Annotated in this window: 16 protein-coding genes; 11 read left to right on the top strand and 5 right to left on the bottom strand. The window is 35.9% G+C overall.

Going from position 1 to position 17,302, the window contains the following annotated elements; translation table 11 throughout:
* Nucleotides 1-225 precede the first annotated feature (225 nt).
* The 6 genes from IGL48_RS09410 to IGL48_RS09385 all read left to right on the top strand — a co-directional run bounded on the left by IGL48_RS09410 (nucleotide 226) and on the right by IGL48_RS09385 (nucleotide 7,490).
* Complete coding sequence (locus tag IGL48_RS09410; protein WP_002356852.1) at nucleotides 226-1,182, top strand: ABC transporter permease; 957 nt, start codon at nucleotides 226-228, stop codon at nucleotides 1,180-1,182.
* Between the two features lie 11 nt (nucleotides 1,183-1,193).
* Nucleotides 1,194-2,117 carry a carbohydrate ABC transporter permease gene (locus tag IGL48_RS09405; RefSeq protein ID WP_002384283.1) on the top strand — a complete coding sequence of 308 codons (924 nt, stop codon included), beginning with the start codon at nucleotides 1,194-1,196 and terminating at the stop codon, nucleotides 2,115-2,117.
* A 23-nt stretch (nucleotides 2,118-2,140) separates the two neighbouring features.
* Nucleotides 2,141-3,607: an ABC transporter substrate-binding protein gene (locus tag IGL48_RS09400; RefSeq protein WP_002384284.1), complete on the top strand. Its 1,467-nt coding sequence runs from the start codon at nucleotides 2,141-2,143 to the stop codon at nucleotides 3,605-3,607.
* Between the two features lie 70 nt (nucleotides 3,608-3,677).
* Nucleotides 3,678-4,313 (top strand): YesL family protein, encoded by a 636-nt coding sequence (locus tag IGL48_RS09395; RefSeq protein WP_002362905.1) that lies wholly within the window; start codon nucleotides 3,678-3,680, stop codon nucleotides 4,311-4,313.
* Nucleotides 4,267-5,997, top strand: a complete 1,731-nt coding sequence (locus IGL48_RS09390; protein ID WP_283902966.1) for a sensor histidine kinase — start codon at nucleotides 4,267-4,269, stop codon at nucleotides 5,995-5,997. Before IGL48_RS09395 ends, IGL48_RS09390 begins: the two co-directional genes overlap by 47 nt.
* 11 nt (nucleotides 5,998-6,008) lie before the next feature.
* Entirely contained in the window at nucleotides 6,009-7,490 is a 1,482-nt protein-coding gene (locus IGL48_RS09385; RefSeq protein WP_002356858.1) for a response regulator transcription factor, read from the top strand.
* Between the two features lie 40 nt (nucleotides 7,491-7,530).
* Here the strand turns inward: IGL48_RS09385 and IGL48_RS09380 are convergent, their stop codons facing one another.
* A complete protein-coding gene (locus IGL48_RS09380) occupies nucleotides 7,531-9,672 on the bottom strand; it encodes a GH92 family glycosyl hydrolase (protein WP_002374433.1) in 2,142 nt (713 codons plus the stop codon).
* A gap of 172 nt (nucleotides 9,673-9,844) precedes the next feature.
* On the opposite strand from IGL48_RS09380, the gene IGL48_RS09375 reads away from it, so the two are divergent.
* The gene (locus IGL48_RS09375; protein WP_010815192.1) at nucleotides 9,845-10,957 is read left to right on the top strand and encodes an FUSC family protein; all 1,113 of its coding nucleotides are present in this window, start codon (nucleotides 9,845-9,847) and stop codon (nucleotides 10,955-10,957) included.
* A gap of 43 nt (nucleotides 10,958-11,000) precedes the next feature.
* Here the strand turns inward: IGL48_RS09375 and IGL48_RS09370 are convergent, their stop codons facing one another.
* Complete coding sequence (locus tag IGL48_RS09370; RefSeq protein ID WP_002356863.1) at nucleotides 11,001-11,483, bottom strand: SRPBCC family protein; 483 nt, start codon at nucleotides 11,481-11,483, stop codon at nucleotides 11,001-11,003.
* Between the two features lie 21 nt (nucleotides 11,484-11,504).
* Complete coding sequence (gloA2, locus tag IGL48_RS09365; RefSeq protein ID WP_002356864.1) at nucleotides 11,505-11,885, bottom strand: SMU1112c/YaeR family gloxylase I-like metalloprotein; 381 nt, start codon at nucleotides 11,883-11,885, stop codon at nucleotides 11,505-11,507.
* 211 nt (nucleotides 11,886-12,096) lie between these two features.
* Here gloA2 and treP point away from each other — a divergent pair, with 211 nt between their 5' ends.
* Together treP and IGL48_RS09355 are read left to right on the top strand one after the other, a co-directional pair.
* Nucleotides 12,097-13,563 (top strand): PTS system trehalose-specific EIIBC component, encoded by a 1,467-nt coding sequence (gene treP, locus IGL48_RS09360; protein WP_282852601.1) that lies wholly within the window; start codon nucleotides 12,097-12,099, stop codon nucleotides 13,561-13,563.
* A 127-nt stretch (nucleotides 13,564-13,690) separates the two neighbouring features.
* Nucleotides 13,691-14,695 carry a nucleoid-associated protein gene (locus IGL48_RS09355; protein WP_002356866.1) on the top strand — a complete coding sequence of 335 codons (1,005 nt, stop codon included), beginning with the start codon at nucleotides 13,691-13,693 and terminating at the stop codon, nucleotides 14,693-14,695.
* A 39-nt stretch (nucleotides 14,696-14,734) separates the two neighbouring features.
* On the opposite strand, the gene IGL48_RS09350 is transcribed toward IGL48_RS09355, so the two are convergent.
* The gene (locus tag IGL48_RS09350) at nucleotides 14,735-15,088 is read right to left on the bottom strand and encodes a YxeA family protein (protein WP_002384289.1); all 354 of its coding nucleotides are present in this window, start codon (nucleotides 15,086-15,088) and stop codon (nucleotides 14,735-14,737) included.
* Nucleotides 15,089-15,286: 198 nt separating this feature from the next.
* Between IGL48_RS09350 and IGL48_RS09345 the strand changes: the two genes are divergently transcribed.
* The gene (locus tag IGL48_RS09345) at nucleotides 15,287-15,991 is read left to right on the top strand and encodes a zinc metallopeptidase (protein ID WP_002384290.1); all 705 of its coding nucleotides are present in this window, start codon (nucleotides 15,287-15,289) and stop codon (nucleotides 15,989-15,991) included.
* A gap of 83 nt (nucleotides 15,992-16,074) precedes the next feature.
* Nucleotides 16,075-16,413, top strand: a complete 339-nt coding sequence (locus tag IGL48_RS09340; RefSeq protein WP_002356871.1) for a hypothetical protein — start codon at nucleotides 16,075-16,077, stop codon at nucleotides 16,411-16,413.
* Between the two features lie 26 nt (nucleotides 16,414-16,439).
* On the opposite strand, the gene IGL48_RS09335 is transcribed toward IGL48_RS09340, so the two are convergent.
* Nucleotides 16,440-17,285 (bottom strand): PhzF family phenazine biosynthesis protein, encoded by an 846-nt coding sequence (locus IGL48_RS09335; RefSeq protein ID WP_002384291.1) that lies wholly within the window; start codon nucleotides 17,283-17,285, stop codon nucleotides 16,440-16,442.
* Nucleotides 17,286-17,302: the final 17 nt, after the last annotated feature.

Genomic DNA, 17,302 nt, shown 5'->3' with positions numbered 1-17,302 from the left:
TTTTATACAACAAATACGCACAAGTGAAACCGCTTTATGAGTGGAATTTATCCAATTATTTTTAATGTTCTTAAGAGGTTATAAAAAAAATATTAGATAAACGTTTTCACAAAGAACAGTCATTTCGGTAAATTTTTACCTTAAAATGACACAAAATCTATAATTTGTTTCTCAAATCCTATAATTTGTTCCTTAAAAAGATATTATGAAAACGCTATTATATTTATGAAAGGAGCGAAACGAATGAAGAAGAAAAACGGGTTTTTTCAAAATGTATGGCGTTATAAGGCCTTAATCCTTATGGCGTTACCAGGATTTATCTGGTTTATATTTTTCTTCTATATACCAGTCTTAGCCAATGTGGTCGCATTTAAAGATTTTCATATTTCACCAGATGGTTTCTTAGCTAGTCTAAGAGAAAGTCCTTGGGTTGGTTTTGAAAACTTTAAATTTTTATTTGCGTCAAAAGATGCTTGGTTAATTACTAGAAACACCATTTTGTACAATGTCGTCTTTTTAGCCTTTAACTTATTCTTCGCGATTGCTTTTGCTATTATTATGAGTGAATTAAGAAATCGTCGCTTGGTTAAAGTTTATCACACGATGTCATTGCTACCATATTTCTTATCTTGGATGGTTATTAACTATTTTGTTTATGCCTTTTTAAGTCCAGATAAAGGGATTTTGAATCAATGGATTACTGGTAATGGCGGCACAATGATTAACTGGTATGCAGATCCACGTTGGTGGCCAGTAATTTTTGTCTTCCTAAATGTTTGGAAGAGTCTAGGCTACAACAGTATTATCTACTATGCTTCTGTGATGGGGATTGATCCGACATACTATGAAGCAGCGATGGTGGATGGTGCCAACAAATGGCAACAAATAAAAAATGTTACGATTCCACAAATTTTACCAATGATGTCTGTTTTATTAATTTTAAACATCGGCGGTATCTTCAGAGCAGACTTTGGTTTGTTCTACATCGTACCAAGAAACTCAGGTGCGCTTTACAACGTGACAAGTGTGTTAGATACCTATATTTACAATGGCTTAACGGCTACTGGTGATGTAGGCATGACGGCAGCTGCAGCGTTATATCAATCTGTCGTTGGGGCATGTTTGTTATTAATTGCGAATTTAGTTGTTCGTCGAATTGAACCAGATTCAGCACTATTTTAGGAGGAAGGATTATGAAAAAGAAAAAAGTCACTAGCGTTAACGTTCGATCCTTCAACCCGACAGCGAATTTGATTTTCAATATTGTCATTGCTATTTTTGCTATTTCCTGTGTGGTTCCGTTTTTCTTTGTTATTATGATTTCATTGACAAGTGAAGGATCATTAGCAGCAAACGGCTACCGGTTTTGGCCAAAAGAATTTTCATTGGAGGCCTATCGTTACATTTTCCAAGGGGCAATGAGTCAACGCATTATTCATGCCTTAGGGATAACGGTATTCATTACGGTGACAGGGACGATTGTCAATGCAACAATGACGTCATTATATGCCTATGTCATTTCTCGTTCCAACTTTCCATTTAAAAAATTCTTTACATTGTTTGCGTTAATTACAATGTTATTTTCACCAGGGATGGTTGCGAACTATTTAGTAATGACAAACTTATTGCAATTGAAAGATACAATTTGGGCGTTAATTTTGCCTTTAGCTTTAGGACCATTTAATATTTTAGTGATGCGAACGTTTTTCAAGAAAACCGTGCCTGACAGTATTATTGAATCGGCACGTATTGATGGCGCAAGTGAAATGCGCATTTTTGTCAGCATTGTGTTACCGCTAGCCGTTCCAGGGATTGCCACAATTAGTTTATTTGCGGCTTTGGGTTATTGGAACGATTGGTTCAATGCATTACTTTACATTCAAAAAGATACCTTGGTACCATTACAGTATTTATTGATGAAAATTCAAAACAACTTAGAGTTCTTATCGAGAAGTACGGATATGGGTGCAGCAGCACAAGAAGGCTTAGGCGTTCTACCAAGTGAATCGGCTCGAATGGCGATTGTTGTCTTATCTACGTTACCAATTGCGTTAACTTACCCATTCTTCCAAAAATATTTCGTGGGTGGTTTAACAATCGGCGGCGTGAAAGAATAAAATTGTACAGGAGGAAATAAGGAATGAAAAAATGGCAAAAAGGATTAGCCGTAGCTGGCGCAGCAGCTTTAGCTGTAGGACTAAGCGCGTGCGGTAAATCTTCAAAAGATGCAGCGTCAAAAGGTGATGATAGTACACCAACGTTATTAATGTATCGTGTTGGGGACAAACCAGATAATTATGACCAATTAATCGATAATGCGAATAAAATTATCGAGAAAAAAATTGGGGCAAAATTAAAAATGGAATTTGTTGGTTGGGGCGATTGGGACCAAAAAATGTCAACAATCGTTGCTTCTGGTGAAAGCTATGATATTTCATTAGCACAAAATTATGCAACGAATGCACAAAAAGGCGCCTATGCTGATTTAACTGATTTAGCACCTAAATATGCCAAAGAAGCCTATGATCAATTACCAGATAACTATATTAAAGGAAATACGATCAATGGAAAACTGTATGCGTTCCCAATTTTAGGTAACTCTTACGGTCAACAAGTTTTAACTTTTAATAAAGAATATGTCGATAAATACAATTTAGATATTAGTAAAGTCGATGGTAGTTATGAAAGTGCAACCGAAGTTCTAAAAGAATTCCATAAAAAAGAACCAAATATTGCTGCTTTTGCTATCGGCCAAACATTCTTTGCAACAGGTAATTATGACTTCCCTATTGGTAACCAATATCCATTTGCAGTGAAAACAACTGATACTGGCTCACCAAAAATTATTAACCAATATGCCGACAAAGACATGATTAATAATTTAAAAGTCTTACATCAATGGTATAAAGATGGCTTGATTCCAACAGATGCTGCTACAAGTACAACACCATATGACTTAAATACCAATACTTGGTTCATGCGTCAAGAAACACAAGGACCTATGGATTATGGTGATACAATCTTAACACAAGCTGCTGGCAAACCACTTGTTTCTCGTCCACTAACAGAACCATTAAAAACAACAGCTCAAGCGCAAATGGCTAACTATGTTGTTGCAAATACGTCTAAAAACAAAGAAAAATCTGTTGAATTGCTAGGCTTATTAAACAGCAATCCAGAATTGCTAAACGGACTTGTTTATGGTGAAGAAGGCAAACAATATGAAAAAGTTGGCGATGATCGTGTGAAATTATTGAAAGATTACACACCAACAACTCATTTGAGTGCTTGGAACACAGGAAACAACTTAATCATTTGGCCAGAAGAATCTGTCACTGAAGACATGGTTAAAGAACGTGATAAGAGCATCGAAGAAGCAAAAGATTCACCAATTCTTGGTTTTACTTTTGTAAATGATAAAGTGAAAACTGAAATCACTAACGTTGCTACAGTTATGAACCGCTACGCAGCAAGCTTAAATACAGGAACTGTTGATCCAGAAGAAACACTTCCAAAATTAATGGATGACCTAAAAACAGCTGGCTGGGATAAAGTTCAAAAAGAAATGCAAACACAATTAGACGAATATATCCAATCTCAAAAATAATCACAGGAGGCTGAGGCATTAGCTGAGCGCTTTTGGCTCAGCCTTTTACATAATAGAAAGGAAGAGGAAGATGGAAAGTACAGGGATTCAGCGGTTGTTTTACCTTTCCTGGACAGTAATCAAACTAAATTTACTGTTTGTTTTATTTAGTTTAGCTGGAGGGATTATTTTTGGTGTTGGTCCAGCACTCCAAATGATGACTGATTTCATTTTGGAAGAGGGCATGAATTATCAAGCAATCACCGTTAAACGAGCATTTGAATCATGGAAAGCACATTTTAAAAGAAGTAACTGTTATTTTCTACTTTTTCTCTTCACTTTAGGATTTGTTTTTTATAATATTTATTTAGCCGTTCAATTTACCGGAATAATGTGGTTAATTATTACATTTATTTTATTTTTTGTTTCCCTAATACTCGTTATTTTTTACATTTATATGCTACTATATGAAGGAAGCTATTTTATCTCAACTATTGATTTAATGAAGCTTTCATTTATCAGTATCTTTTTAAACCTCGGTGTATTTTTTAAAGTCTTATTCGGTGTAATTAGTATCGTTGCTTTAACTTGGAAAATGAAAGGACTGCTACTATTTGCTTCGTTTGCCTTAATTATGATGTGGTGCGCCTATGTCACACGTAAAAATCGCCAGTTTATTGATGGAAAGTTGGAACAAAATGAAGCGAATCTTCAAAAAACTGTTTAAAAAAAAATATTTATTAAATCGATTAGTACAAAAATACAGTCTACTGTTAACAAGTATTATTTTGTTAACGGTGGCTGCTTTGTGCGTTTATGTTACTTATACAATTAACTTATCAATTGATTCACAAAAAAATAACGCCGTTTCCCAAATTGACAGCTATGTAACGAATAAAAATAATGCGGCGACGAATATGATTAATGAATTAGCTGGCTCTGCAAGTAAAATTGAAAACATGCGAAAATATATGGAACTTTCTCCTCCTGAGTATTTTGACTATACTTACAGCCAATGGTCGGAAGATCGGGTCAGTACCCACTTTGGAAATAATTTAAGTACATTATTTAGCACCTTTCCTGACTTAGAAGAAGTGATTATTCGCTTAGATGAATTTGATCAGGTTTTGTTCGCCAATCGCACAGCTACAAATGGGAAAAAAATGGATATGTCATCAATTAAAAAACATGGCTTTCAACTAATGCGAATTATCTCCGATCCTTATACAGGACAACCGCTGGGAGAGTTGTACACTGTGTTTTCAAGTCAAGAGTTGCTAGGCAACCAAGCAGACTTATTGAAAAAATCAGGTATTAATGCGTTTATCTATGATAGTACTGGGAATCAAATTTTTTCTGAAAAAGCACAATTTACCAAAGAAGAAGAGCGGCAACTAGATAAAAGAATGCACACCGATAGTGACATTCAACAAGTTTTTCATAATCGCTACGATATTACGGAAATAGAAAGCAGTGGCCGGAGTACCATTCTCTTATTAACAAGCCGCCGAGTCTTATTTCAACAATTGTTTATGAATTATGCGGCCATTTTAGGGATTGGGTTACTTTTGATTGTTATTTTATTAGTGGGCTTAAACCGCCTATTTAAACGCTATTCTCAACAAGTCCAATTAATTTTAGAAGCGACACGAGCCATTGGCGATGGCAATTTAAAAGAACGAATTGACACGAATCAAGTTCAGGAAGAGTTGAATGATATTGCTTCCGCGATTAATTTTATGGTAGACAGTTTAGATCAATACATTCACGATATTTATACTTTAGAAATTAAGCAACGTGATGCCCACATGAGAGCGTTACAGTCGCAAATTAATCCTCATTTTCTTTATAATACGTTGGAATATATTCGTATGTATGCCTTGAGTCGGCAACAAGAAGAACTAGCTGATGTTGTCTATGCTTTTTCAACGCTACTTAGGAATAATATTAACCAAGAAAAAACCACGACCTTGGCAGAGGAAATCTCATTTTGCGAAAAATATGTGTATTTGTATCAAATGCGTTATCCCGATCAATTTGCCTATAAGTTCGAAATAGAAGAAACAATTGCTGATGTTGAAATTCCTAAGTTTATCATTCAGCCGCTTGTCGAAAATTATTTTGTGCATGGTATTGACTATCAACGACAAGACAATGCTATTAAGGTCCACGCCTACCGAGAAGGCGAAAAAATTATTGTGGCTGTTGTGGATAATGGAAAAGGAATCACCGCCAATCGGTTAGAGGAAATTCGCGAACGTTTAAATCAAACAGAAATAGAAACGGAACAATCCATTGGATTAAGAAATGTTCATGAACGTTTACAACGCTTTTTTGGGGAGAGTTATGGTTTAACCATTGAAGGGAAAGAAGGAGAAGGGACGACAATTCGTCTTTCGTTTGTAGCATAAGGGGTGAAAAGATGTATCGAGTGATGTTTGTTGATGATGAATATATGATTTTAGAAGGCTTAAAATGGATTATTCCTTGGCAAGAGTTAGGCTTTGAAATTGTTAAAACAGCGCGTAGTGCGCAAGAAGCATTGGCTTTTTTAGAAACAGAATCCATTGATGTTTTATTAACAGATATTACGATGCCGGAAATGAGTGGGATCGAATTAATTGAGCAAGCAAAGAAAAAAGGACATCAATTTATTAGTTTAATTTTATCAGGTTATCAAGAGTTTGATTACGTCAAAAAAGGCATGGCTTTGCAGGTCCAAGATTATCTTTTGAAACCAGTCAATAAGCAAGAACTATTAGCCAATATCCAGAGAATTAAAACAGAATTGGACCAACAAAAAAAATCCCATGCCCGCGTGCGTCTATATCTAGAAAATGGCTTGATGCGTTGGCTTAATGATGAAATCAGCGAAGGGGAATACGAAGAGTTAATGCAGCAATTTACGACTATAAAACCAGGTGATTTTACCGTTTTATTGGTTGAAGCTGAGATGCCATTTTTAGAAACAATCAAGGAACTATTTATGAAAAAAGGTCAACTGTTATTCATTGAAAGTTGGATGAGTACGTACCACCAATTGTTACTTATCTATAAAGGGGCTAGACAAGAAGCGTTCTTATTTATTCGTGAAATTGAAGCGATTCTAGCTGGTCAAGGTCAGATTTTTGTAGGGGAATCTGTCAATGAATGGGAAACGGTTTATGAAAGTTATGAGAAAGTAAAACAGTTGCAAGCAATTGAAACGTTCTATCAAGAATTTCTGCCAAATAATCAAAAAGAACAAATGAATCGTTCGGCAGAAGATTTTACTTTTCTAGCGTTTAACCAAGCCTTGATGATTGGGGATATGCAGACCATTCAACGGGAATTAGATGCCATTTTCAATCAGTTAAGTCAACAACACGCTACGCCAGAATATGTACGCTATGTAGTCTTTTTACTTTTTTCAGATATTTCCCGTCAGTATCCAACTGTGTTAGAAGAAAACTATGAAAAAATCGTGGAAGAAATTCGAGCTAGCAACAATCTTAATACATTGTATGCGTTAATGCAGCAAGTCTTGGCAGAAGTGAAAAATAAACCTAAAATAAAAAAATATTCAGAAAGTGTTAGCCAAGCTGTAGAAAGAATTGAACAAGGCTATTTAGAAGAATTAAACTTAAAAACGGTGGCGGATGAGCTTCATTTGAATCCTAGTTATTTAGGCCAAATTTTCAAAAAAGAAACCAAGCGGAGTTTTTCTCAATATTTGAATCAAGTGCGTACCAAGCATGCCCAGAAATTATTATTGTACACGGATGATACAATCAACGAAATTTCAGAAAAAGTAGGATTTAACAATACCAACTATTTTTCAAAAATGTTTAAAAAATTAAATGGAATTACCCCAAAAGAATTTCGAGAGCAATACCAATCAAATTACGCAGGTGTCGAAGAATAAAAAGAAAGATGTTCAATTTTTATGAACATCTTTCTTTTTATTATTTTTCTGTACTTAATGAAAACGGTCGTTCTGCTGTGTTTTGTGGATTCGGGACAATCCCTAATTGATAATCTAAAGTCCCGCCGTTTAATAGTTCTTGATGAGTAAAATAAGGCGCAGTATGTTTTTCTTGGTTTAACTGAATTTCATGAATAAATTGTTGTTGGACTTTGTTTGGTGATGTTTGAATGGTTAATTGTTTACCATTTGATAGTTTTACTTCCGCCGTCTGGACTAAAGGCATCCCGATTACATATTCACCAGTTCCTGGTGTGACGGGATAAAAGCCTAAGCTATTAAAAATATACCAAGCAGACATGCTACCATTGTCTTCATCACCTGGATAGCCAGTTGGTGAAGCATCAAATGTTTGCATTAGTTGTTTTAAAAGTGGTTGAGCCATCTCTGGTTTGCCGATGTAGCTGAATAGAAACGGATAATGGAAACTTGGTTGATTTGAGATGGCTAATTGACCAAAATCAATTGCCGCCATTTCACTCATTTCATGAATTTCAAAACCATAGCCTTCAACGTTAAAGTTAGGCGCTTGATTGCAGAGCTGAATTAATTTTTTTTCGAAAGCTAACTCGCTACCATATAGCTTAATCAAACCTGCAAAATCTTGATAAACCGCAAAACTTGATTGCCAAGCACTTCCTTCGGCGTAATCTTTGCCCCAACGAATATCTAAAAAGTCAGGACGGAAATTGCCTTCAGTATCCTTTGCTTGCATAAAGCCAGTTTCAGGATTAAAAAGTTGTTGATAATTCAAGGCTTGTTGACGATAAAACGTTGCGGTCTCTGAATCATTCAATGTTTTTGCAACTTGCGAAATACAGAAATCGCTGTACGCATAGTCTAAGGTATGATTGACAGATTCATGATAGGTTGAAGGAACATAGCCATATTTTAGATAATCCAGAGTTCCTTGACGTCCATAATTTTCTCGTTCGCTTTGTTGTGTGGCGCCTTTTTTCATCGCTTCTAGGAACTGAGGCATCAAGTCAGGACGAATCTTTTTCACGGCGGCATCAGCAATGACAGCGTCAATCAAGGTGCCGGGCATTAAACCACGCTCATCTGGCGATAACCATTTTGGCAAGAAACCTGTTTCGTTGTAACTATTTAAAAAGCCTTCTAGCATCTCTTCGTATTTTTCTTGAGCAATTAGCGAGAACAATGGGTAGACCGTTTTATAAGTATCCCAAAAGCCATTATTGGTATATAGTACACCAGGACGAACCGTTTGCGAGAACGTATCATAATGAATCGGCTGCTGATTTTCGTCCAATTCATAAAAGGTTTGCGGAAATAGGAATGTTCGATACAGTGTATGATAAAACGTTTTAGTATGTTCAGGGTTTTCATGCGTTACTTTAAGGCGATCGAAATAATTATGCCAATCTGCGATTCCTTGTTGCAGCATCTCAGTAGAACGCAAAGAGATTTCTCGCGCTAAATTTAACTGCGCTTGTTTTTCAGAAATAAATGAACTACTAAAATGAACAACTTGTTGAGCAATATTTCCAAAAGAAAGAAGGATTTTGCCATCTTCACCTGAAGAAGGGGCAAACCATTTGGTTAAAGGCTGTTCAAAATGAAGCACAAAATAAAAACTAAAATCTGGATCTTCACAACCAGAATAGTTGATGACTTTTACAGCCACTTGATGGTCATCTAATTGTTTTACTTGATAACGTCCAGGCAGAGTTAGTAGTAAGTGATTATCTTTTTGTTGATAATCAATGGTTAAGATACCCCCATACATGCTTGGAATTAATTGAGAAGTTATTTGATAGCGTAATTGAGTTAAGTTAATTTCAACAGGAGAAAAAAGGCTTTCTTCTGGACGATAAGAACTTTGGGCATGGAATAAAGAAAGTTCCGACAATGAACCACTGACAGGGGTCATTAATAAATGACTAAAATCACCCATCCAAGGACTTGGTTGATGCGTTACTCGATAGCCTTGAAATGTTCGATCTTCTGGATGAAACCACCAGCTGCCTTTTTGGTCAGTTGTTTGCGGGGCGTAAAAGTTCATCCCAAATGGCACGCCAGTATAGGGTAGACAATTTCCGTTTGAAAAACTATGTTGGTTGGCAGTTCCGTGTCGCGTATCAATCGCTTGAATATTCATGAAAGTAGCTCCTTTGTTTTAAATGATATATCATATAGGCTGATTATAGCACAAAAAACAAGAAATGAAAGCGTATTTATTTGCTTTTTTATTTATTTTTAACGAATTGGTATATTCAATTTGAGGAGGGAATTGACAAGCATGTTACAATGGATAAGGAATCGATATTGGAGTGATTGTTATTTATTTTTTTAGTACAAAAAGTCAGCAATTTTTTGCGTATGTTTGGGCCATTTTCCCAGTCATCGCCTTTTTTTTGGTTAGTTTTTATACATTGGATTTTTTATTTTCCCCAAGCTATTTAATTATGGTGCCTGTATTTACTATTATGTTTAAAATTAACTATAAAAAAGATTATTCGTTTGTAGCGCTGCCCAAAATGAGTATCAGGCAATTTGTGATCAGTTTTTTAGCATTTATAGCTAGTAGTTCCTTTAGCTGGTCTATTATTTTAAATAGTAGTGTGACATTTTTAATTGTTTATTTATTTTATTCATCTGCGACACCGATGCGGTATCATAGTTATTTGATGATGTTTACGTTTTGTCAGTTAATCCAGGTTAAAGGAAATACATTTTTGATGCAATCTCAAGTTGTGGCCTTTTTAATCGGTCTTTTTTTATTGGCTTTAACACTAAACGCTTGGTGGCAAACAGGATTAAGTCAGCTAACCAGCTTAAAGAGTAGAGGCCATGTTCGCTTTTTTAAAAGCATTCAATTAAATATGAAGCAACAAAAATTGGCGGTTATTAATTTCTGGCACGACTTACAACAGACTTTTTTTGGGATCACAAGTTTCAAACAATTTTTAGAAAGTCCTGACGAAAAGGTGCAACGATTTCGTTTAGCTATTCGTATGAGTTTCACCATTACGCTGAGTTTTATTTTAATGTGGAGTGTAGGAGGCATTAAAATAATTTGGATTCCGATGAATGTTTTTCTACTCTTGCATCCAGTGAAGGCAGAAATGAACACGCGTATTAAGACACGTTTTTGGGGGACTCTTTTAGGATGTTTCCTCAGTCTGTTTGTTGTCAATTGGCTTCAATTGCCATTGACACACCTCGTTGTTTCTAGTTTGATTGGCATTTTTGTTTATGCCCTAAAACCAGGAACCGTGTTACAAGTGACAATGGCAACGATTTTTGGGTTATGTTTGGCAACAATTAGTTTACGAGGGATGTACGCCGCAGAGTTGCGGGTCTCTTTTGTATTATTGGCAATTTTTGTTGTTTGCTTAATTGATTTAGGTTTATTTGTTTATCAGCGTATCTTGCGTTTTTAAAAAGTGTGGCACAGAGGGTTATTTACCCGTTGTGCCACACTTTTTAATTTTCTAAATTCGTTAATTTTTCTAAGTAATGATTTTCTATTTGCGGAAAATCTATTTTTTCTGGTGCTGCATCAGGAGTTTCAACTACTTGCTTCAAGCGGTTGAGAACAATTGACCAACCAGCGATATCTTTATGGCGAGGTGTTGTAAAATTTTCTGGGAGAGATTCTGAAAAGACTAACAGGGTCTGATGAGGCGCTTGTTCTTTTAAGTCAAAATAGATGATACCAGTATCCCAAGTCACGCCCAGATATTTTTCCTCTGCGTAGTCAGTGAAAGGCATCGTTTCTTCAAAATCGGGCAGAATAAACCGCCAAAACCCGTTAACACCTAATTCACCAATTTCTAATTCTGGAAACCATTGTTTTAGCTTGTCTGTCTCAGTCAGGTAGCGCCAAATCGTTTGAGGGCTGGCTGAAATTGCTCGTTCTGTACCAAAATAAATCGTCTGGTTTTCTAAGCGAAAGGTATCTTTCATTTTGTTTCTCTCCTTTATTTATTATTCATGAAGTTCTAAAGGTAGTCCATCTGGATCAAAAAAGAAGGTCATTTTTTCACCCGTAAAATCATCTACTCGTAGCGGTTCTGTTTCAATTCCTTGCTCATTTAAAAAAGCAATCACTTCTTCAATATGTTCAACTTTAAAAGCTAAATGACGTAATCCTAAAGCTTCAGGATAAGAGGGGCGAGCGGGAAATTGATCAGAAATGAAAATTTCTAATTCTTGGCTGCCTAATTTTAAATCTAATTTAATATCATTTTTTTCGGGACGATGATTTTCGCGAAGAACTTCAAAGCCCAACTTTTCGACATAAAAATTTTTAGTTGCTTGATAATTTGAGGCATTGATTGCCACATGATGAATTTCTTTAAAAAACATTTTTCATACTCCTTTTCGTTTTTTCCCTCTGTAGTATAGCAATAAAGAAGCAGCTAAAAAAGCGTTCTGTTTGACTCTTTAAGAAAAGACAAGGGATTTGTAAAAAAATAAAATTCTTTTTTTGAAAGAAAGCGCTTGCCAAAAAAAGAATAATCAAGTATGATGTATATACAACTTAATTGTATATACAAGTTTGAGAGGAGAATGTAAAATGGGTAAGTTTCAAAGCGATGCACAGCAGTTGTTGAAAGCAGTAGGAGGCAAAGAAAATATTTCAGCTGTTTCTCATTGTGCAACTCGAATGCGTTTTGTATTAAAAGATCCAAAAAAAGCGGATGTACCTGTGATTGAAGATATTCCTTCTGTAAAAGGAACCTTTACAAATGCTGGACAGTTTCAAGTAATTATTGGGAATGAAGTCCCACAATTTTATAATGATTTTTCTGCAATTTCCGGTTTAGAAGGGGTTTCAAAAGAAGAAGGGAAAGCAGCTGCCAAAAGTAATTTGAGTCCTGTTCAACGAGTTGTTTCTGTTTTAGCTGAGATTTTTACACCATTAATTCCTGCACTTGTTATCGGGGGATTGATTTTAGGGTTCCGCAATATTTTGGAAGGGGTTCCATTTGGCTTTCTTGATGGTCAAACAATCGTGGAAGTTTCTCAATTTTGGAATGGGGTCAATTCATTCTTATGGTTAATCGGCGAAGCAATTTTCCACTTCTTGCCAGTTGGGATTACGTGGAGTATTACGAAGAAAATGGGAACCACACAAATCTTGGGGATTGTCCTAGGGATTACATTAGTCTCACCACAACTTCTGAATGCTTATTCAGTTGCGACGACTAAAGCAGCAGAAGTTCCTTTCTGGGATTTTGGGTTTGCTCAAGTTAACATGATTGGTTATCAAGCGCAAGTTATCCCAGCTATGTTAGCCGGCTTCTTGCTTGCCTATCTTGAAATTTTCTTTAGAAAAGTGATTCCTCAAGCAATTTCAATGATTTTTGTCCCATTGTTTGCTTTAGTACCAACAGTATTGGCTGCACATGTCATTTTAGGACCAATCGGTTGGACGATTGGTAGTTGGGTTTCTGATATCGTAAATGCAGGATTAACGTCAACATTTAATTGGTTATTTGGCGCCGTCTTTGGCTTTATGTACGCACCATTAGTCATCACTGGGTTGCATCATATGAGTAATGCGATTGATTTACAGTTGATTGCTGACTTTCAGTCAACCAACTTATGGCCAATGATTGCTCTATCAAATATTGCACAAGGTTCAGCGGTTTTAGCAGTTATCTTTATGCATCGTGGAAACAAAAAAGAAGAACAAGTTTCGATTCCAGCAATGATTTCTTGTTACCTAGGTGTGACTGAACCAGCGATGTTTGGGATCAACTTAAAATATGTTTATCCATTTGTTGCGGGCATGATTGGTTCAGCAATGGCAGGAATGTTTGCCACTTTAATGGGCGTTCGTGCGACAAGTATAGGCGTCGGTGGCTTGCCAGGAATTTTATCTATTGTGCCACAATATTACTTGCCGTTTTTAGGCGCAATGGTGATTGCCATTATTGTACCAATGGGCTTAACTTATATTTTCAGAAAGAAAGGCATCTTTAATAAAGTCGATCCAGTTGATGAAGCAACAGGGATGTTATACAGCGAAGAAGGGTAATCGCTTTTTGAAGTAAAGAAGAATTTGTAGATATTTGTCTACGAATTCTTCTTCTTTTTATAGAAACTATTGGCTTTTTTCTCTCTTTCAGTTAGACTAAAAAGGTTGAGAAAAGGAGAGCGTAAAAATGGATATTTATTTAAAAAAAGCAATTTTACACATTATTGATCGAGAAACTGGGACGCCGGTTTTCTCTGAAAAGGAACTAGATTTAACGACCGAGTATATTCGAACGTATTTAACTGCAAAAATTTCAAAACTTTCGACTGCACAAACAAAGACTGGAACATTGGCGGAAAATAGTTCCTTTGTTGACACGTTACGTGGGATTCCTAGTGATTTTGTGAAGAAAAGCCAAGAAGTTACCCAACATTGGTATGATGTTTATTCAGGAAGCGAAGATGCGCCTAGTGCTGATATTTTGTTCATTTTATATGAATTAGATACGGTGTTACATGTCGCAATGATTAAATTAAACTATAAAGAAAGTTACACGCATTACGTCGACTATGAAGAAGAATCCGTTTATAACAAACTGATTATCAATCGAGCAATTTTGTCTTCAAAATCACAAAAACCAGATGAAGGAATTACAGTTGACTTAGATACATTAGCGTTTGAATTACTAGAGAAAAGATATGAATTTTCAGGAGAAAAAATCTGGTATTTCTCTGAAAAAGTGATTGAGACGCAAGCGGCACCTTCCATGGAAGAAAATATCAAAGAAATTAAAAAGGCAGTCAAACGCATTGGAAAGAAATTTAACGAAGATGAGTTTGAACTAATGGCTTCTGTAAAAGAAGCGGTATATGATAGCATTGAGGAAACGGGAACGATTGACAATGAGCAGATTGCTGAGCAAGTATTTAAAGAAAATGTATCAGCTAAATTAGCTTACCAAGAAGAAGTGAATGAGTCGAAGTTTGTCGACAAAACACCGCCAGTCAGAGAATCTCGCGAAATTTCTGAAAAGAAATTTGGCAAACAAAAGTTAAAAATGGATAACGGTATTGAATTAATTGTTCCGTTAGATGTTTACCGCAATGGGGATTTAATTGAATTTGTTAATAATCCAGATGGCACAGTGTCCATCATGCTAAAAAATATCGAAAAAATTAGTAATCAATTATAAAGAAAAAAAGCCGTTGGCAAGCGACCAACGGTTTTTTCTTTATTTTAATTTTTCTAAAGCTTTTTCAGGGACTTCTTTTTCTGTCACTTCATTCCAGCTGATCACACCTTTACGGGGATTGACTTTCAATTTTAGATAGGCTTTCATACGCAAAGGTTGATCACGATATTCGTTTAATTCAACGGTCTTTTCTTCACCGTTTTTATTAAACGCAGGTTGTTGATAGTAATACAAAGTCGTCGGTTCACCAGAAGCTGATTTTTCATCTTTCTTTTCACCAGATGTTGTGATTTGTGTATAGTAGGCTTCTCCGCCGTAATAGTAATTATAAACGCCCCAGCTACCGCCAGCTAAAATGACTATGGGAATTAATATTTTTAGTAATGTTTTCATTTTCCTCACCTCAAGGAATAGTATGCCTTTTTTTTGGGAAATTTGCCATATTTTTTTCCGTTAATTGAGTGACACTTTTGTTAGTTTTGGCACTTTCTTGAAAAATTCATCATTTTTTTAAACAAAAGACAACGTTTGTCGCTCCCTTTTTTTCACTATCATGCTACAATAAAGAAAAAAAGATGGAGGTAGAGGACAATGATGCCCTTTTATTTTGGAATCGATCCAACCTATATATTGGTAATTATCGGAATTGCGATTTCTGGTGCGGCCTCCGCATATGTTAACAGTACCTTTCGTAAATATGATCAAGTACGAAGCAGTAAACATGTTACAGGCACGCAGGCAGCACAATATATTTTACAAAAAGAACAAATTAATGATGTCGGAGTTCAGCAAATTGCTGGTGATTTAACCGACAATTATAATTCTGGAAACAAAATGTTGAGTCTATCCGAAGCCACTGCTCAATCGACATCGGTCGCGGCTATTGGCGTGGCGGCTCATGAATGCGGACATGCGGTACAAGATCATACGAACTATGTGCCTTTACGTCTTCGTGCAGCCATTGTTCCAGTTGCCAACATCGGTTCAACCATCTCCTTTCCACTAATTTTGATTGGTGTTTTATTTAGTTGGAATCAAACATTAATCAACATTGGAATTTTGGCTTTTTCATTAGCCTTGATTTTTCAATTGGTGACTTTACCGGTGGAGTTTAATGCGTCTAGACGTGCATTAAGTATTCTTTCTGAAGGTGGGTTATTAACAGAAGAAGAAGTCCCAATGGCCAGAAAAGTTCTTTTTGCAGCTGCACTTACCTACGTAGCAGCGGCGCTTTCGACCTTTTTACAACTTTTACGTTTGGTTATTTTATTTGGTGGCAACAACCGCCGAGACTAAGTGCCAGCAAAGGTCTTTCTATTACGCATAAAAGTAATAATATGTTATGATTAAAATAGAAAATAACAGAGGAGCTGAAGGAAATGAAAGCATCAACAAAAATTGGTATCGGTTTAAGCATTGCTGCAGTTGCAAGTGTCTCTGTTGCAGTCATCGCTTCTGAAAAAATTATTAAGAAGGTATCTCATGTTTCCAATCGTTATAAAGTTAAAAAGTTTGTAGACGATAAATTTGATGGAAACCAAAAATTATTATCGATTGTCGATGATTTATCCGATGATGAATTAGATTCTGTTTTAAATGTTGTTGATCGTGTGAAAGATGGCGGTTCAAAATTAGCTGAATATGGCGAAAAAGTTAAAGACAATACAGATTCTTTAAAAGAACGCTTTTTCACATTTATTGAAGATGCAATGAAGTAAAAAAGATGGCCTAGGCCATCTTTTTTTTATAAAAATAATTCTTTTGTTTCAACATAATAGCCTCTGCCACCAACTAGAACTTGATCAATTGTCTTTTGAGGTGTAGTGTTCAAACGCACTAAGACTTCTGAAGGAGCGTTTAAGGTATAACCTTGGGCAAAAGTGTAATTGGTTTTTTGTAAAATTTGGTGATGGCGCAGATAACAAGCTAACGCACCGTTTGATGTACCAGTAGCAGCTTCTTCATCGATGTCATAAAGGGGTGCAAAATTCCTACAAATGATATTTTCTTCAGACAAAGCAAAAAGATGCATCCCAATAACTCCATACTTTTGACTAAGTAACTTAATTTTTTCAAAGTTTGGTTGTAAATCCTGTAATAATTGCGCATTTTTAATGGGAACCAAAATATCTTTTAGACCCGTTGACACAATCTGGATAGGAAAAGCTGTTGCCACTGCGTTTAAATCAAAGCAGCCGCTCAATTCTTCTAAAGTGAGCGTATCATAAAAAGTTGGGACAGTTTGTTCCATAAATAGTTGTTCATCGTTCGCCGTGATTGCGAGCAAACCGCTGTTCGTTTCGATTGTATATGCTGTTTGCAATAATTTATTTAAGTGCTTCATAATGGTGAAAGCGCCAATTGTCGCGTGGCCACATAAGTCGACTTCTTCTTTTGGCGTAAAATATTCAAGGCGGAAATCAGCAATCTTTGAGTCTGAAATAAAAGCAGTTTCTGCAAATCCTAGTTCTTTGGCGATGGCCATTTTTTGGGTTCTCGTTAAGGGCTGTGTCATAAAAACAACGCCTGCTTTGTTGCCACCTTCGTGGTTTTTACTAAATGCACTAGCGACATATGCGGTAATTTTCATTGGAACGCCTACTTTCT

This window comes from Enterococcus sp. DIV1090, assembly GCF_050537975.1.
In the GTDB taxonomy this organism is placed as follows: domain Bacteria; phylum Bacillota; class Bacilli; order Lactobacillales; family Enterococcaceae; genus Enterococcus; species Enterococcus faecalis.
The sequence above is the reverse complement of the archived record's forward strand: the minus strand, read 5'-3'. Positions and strand labels throughout refer to the sequence as shown.

Excerpts from the sequence above, each read along its gene's own strand:
- IGL48_RS09340 (WP_002356871.1), top strand. The coding sequence starts at position 16,075 with ATGAAAGCATCAACAAAAATTGGTATCGGTTTAAGCATTGCTGCAGTT.
- IGL48_RS09345 (WP_002384290.1), top strand. The coding sequence starts at position 15,287 with ATGATGCCCTTTTATTTTGGAATCGATCCAACCTATATATTGGTAATT.
- IGL48_RS09380 (WP_002374433.1), bottom strand. The coding sequence starts at position 9,672 with ATGAATATTCAAGCGATTGATACGCGACACGGAACTGCCAACCAACAT.
- treP (WP_282852601.1), top strand. The coding sequence starts at position 12,097 with ATGGGTAAGTTTCAAAGCGATGCACAGCAGTTGTTGAAAGCAGTAGGA.
- IGL48_RS09405 (WP_002384283.1), top strand. The coding sequence starts at position 1,194 with ATGAAAAAGAAAAAAGTCACTAGCGTTAACGTTCGATCCTTCAACCCG.
- IGL48_RS09370 (WP_002356863.1), bottom strand. The coding sequence starts at position 11,483 with ATGAAAGATACCTTTCGCTTAGAAAACCAGACGATTTATTTTGGTACA.
- IGL48_RS09390 (WP_283902966.1), top strand. The coding sequence starts at position 4,267 with ATGGAAAGTTGGAACAAAATGAAGCGAATCTTCAAAAAACTGTTTAAA.
- IGL48_RS09410 (WP_002356852.1), top strand. The coding sequence starts at position 226 with ATGAAAGGAGCGAAACGAATGAAGAAGAAAAACGGGTTTTTTCAAAAT.
- IGL48_RS09385 (WP_002356858.1), top strand. The coding sequence starts at position 6,009 with ATGTATCGAGTGATGTTTGTTGATGATGAATATATGATTTTAGAAGGC.
- IGL48_RS09350 (WP_002384289.1), bottom strand. The coding sequence starts at position 15,088 with ATGAAAACATTACTAAAAATATTAATTCCCATAGTCATTTTAGCTGGC.
- IGL48_RS09395 (WP_002362905.1), top strand. The coding sequence starts at position 3,678 with ATGGAAAGTACAGGGATTCAGCGGTTGTTTTACCTTTCCTGGACAGTA.
- IGL48_RS09355 (WP_002356866.1), top strand. The coding sequence starts at position 13,691 with ATGGATATTTATTTAAAAAAAGCAATTTTACACATTATTGATCGAGAA.
- IGL48_RS09335 (WP_002384291.1), bottom strand. The coding sequence starts at position 17,285 with ATGAAAATTACCGCATATGTCGCTAGTGCATTTAGTAAAAACCACGAA.
- IGL48_RS09400 (WP_002384284.1), top strand. The coding sequence starts at position 2,141 with ATGAAAAAATGGCAAAAAGGATTAGCCGTAGCTGGCGCAGCAGCTTTA.
- gloA2 (WP_002356864.1), bottom strand. The coding sequence starts at position 11,885 with ATGTTTTTTAAAGAAATTCATCATGTGGCAATCAATGCCTCAAATTAT.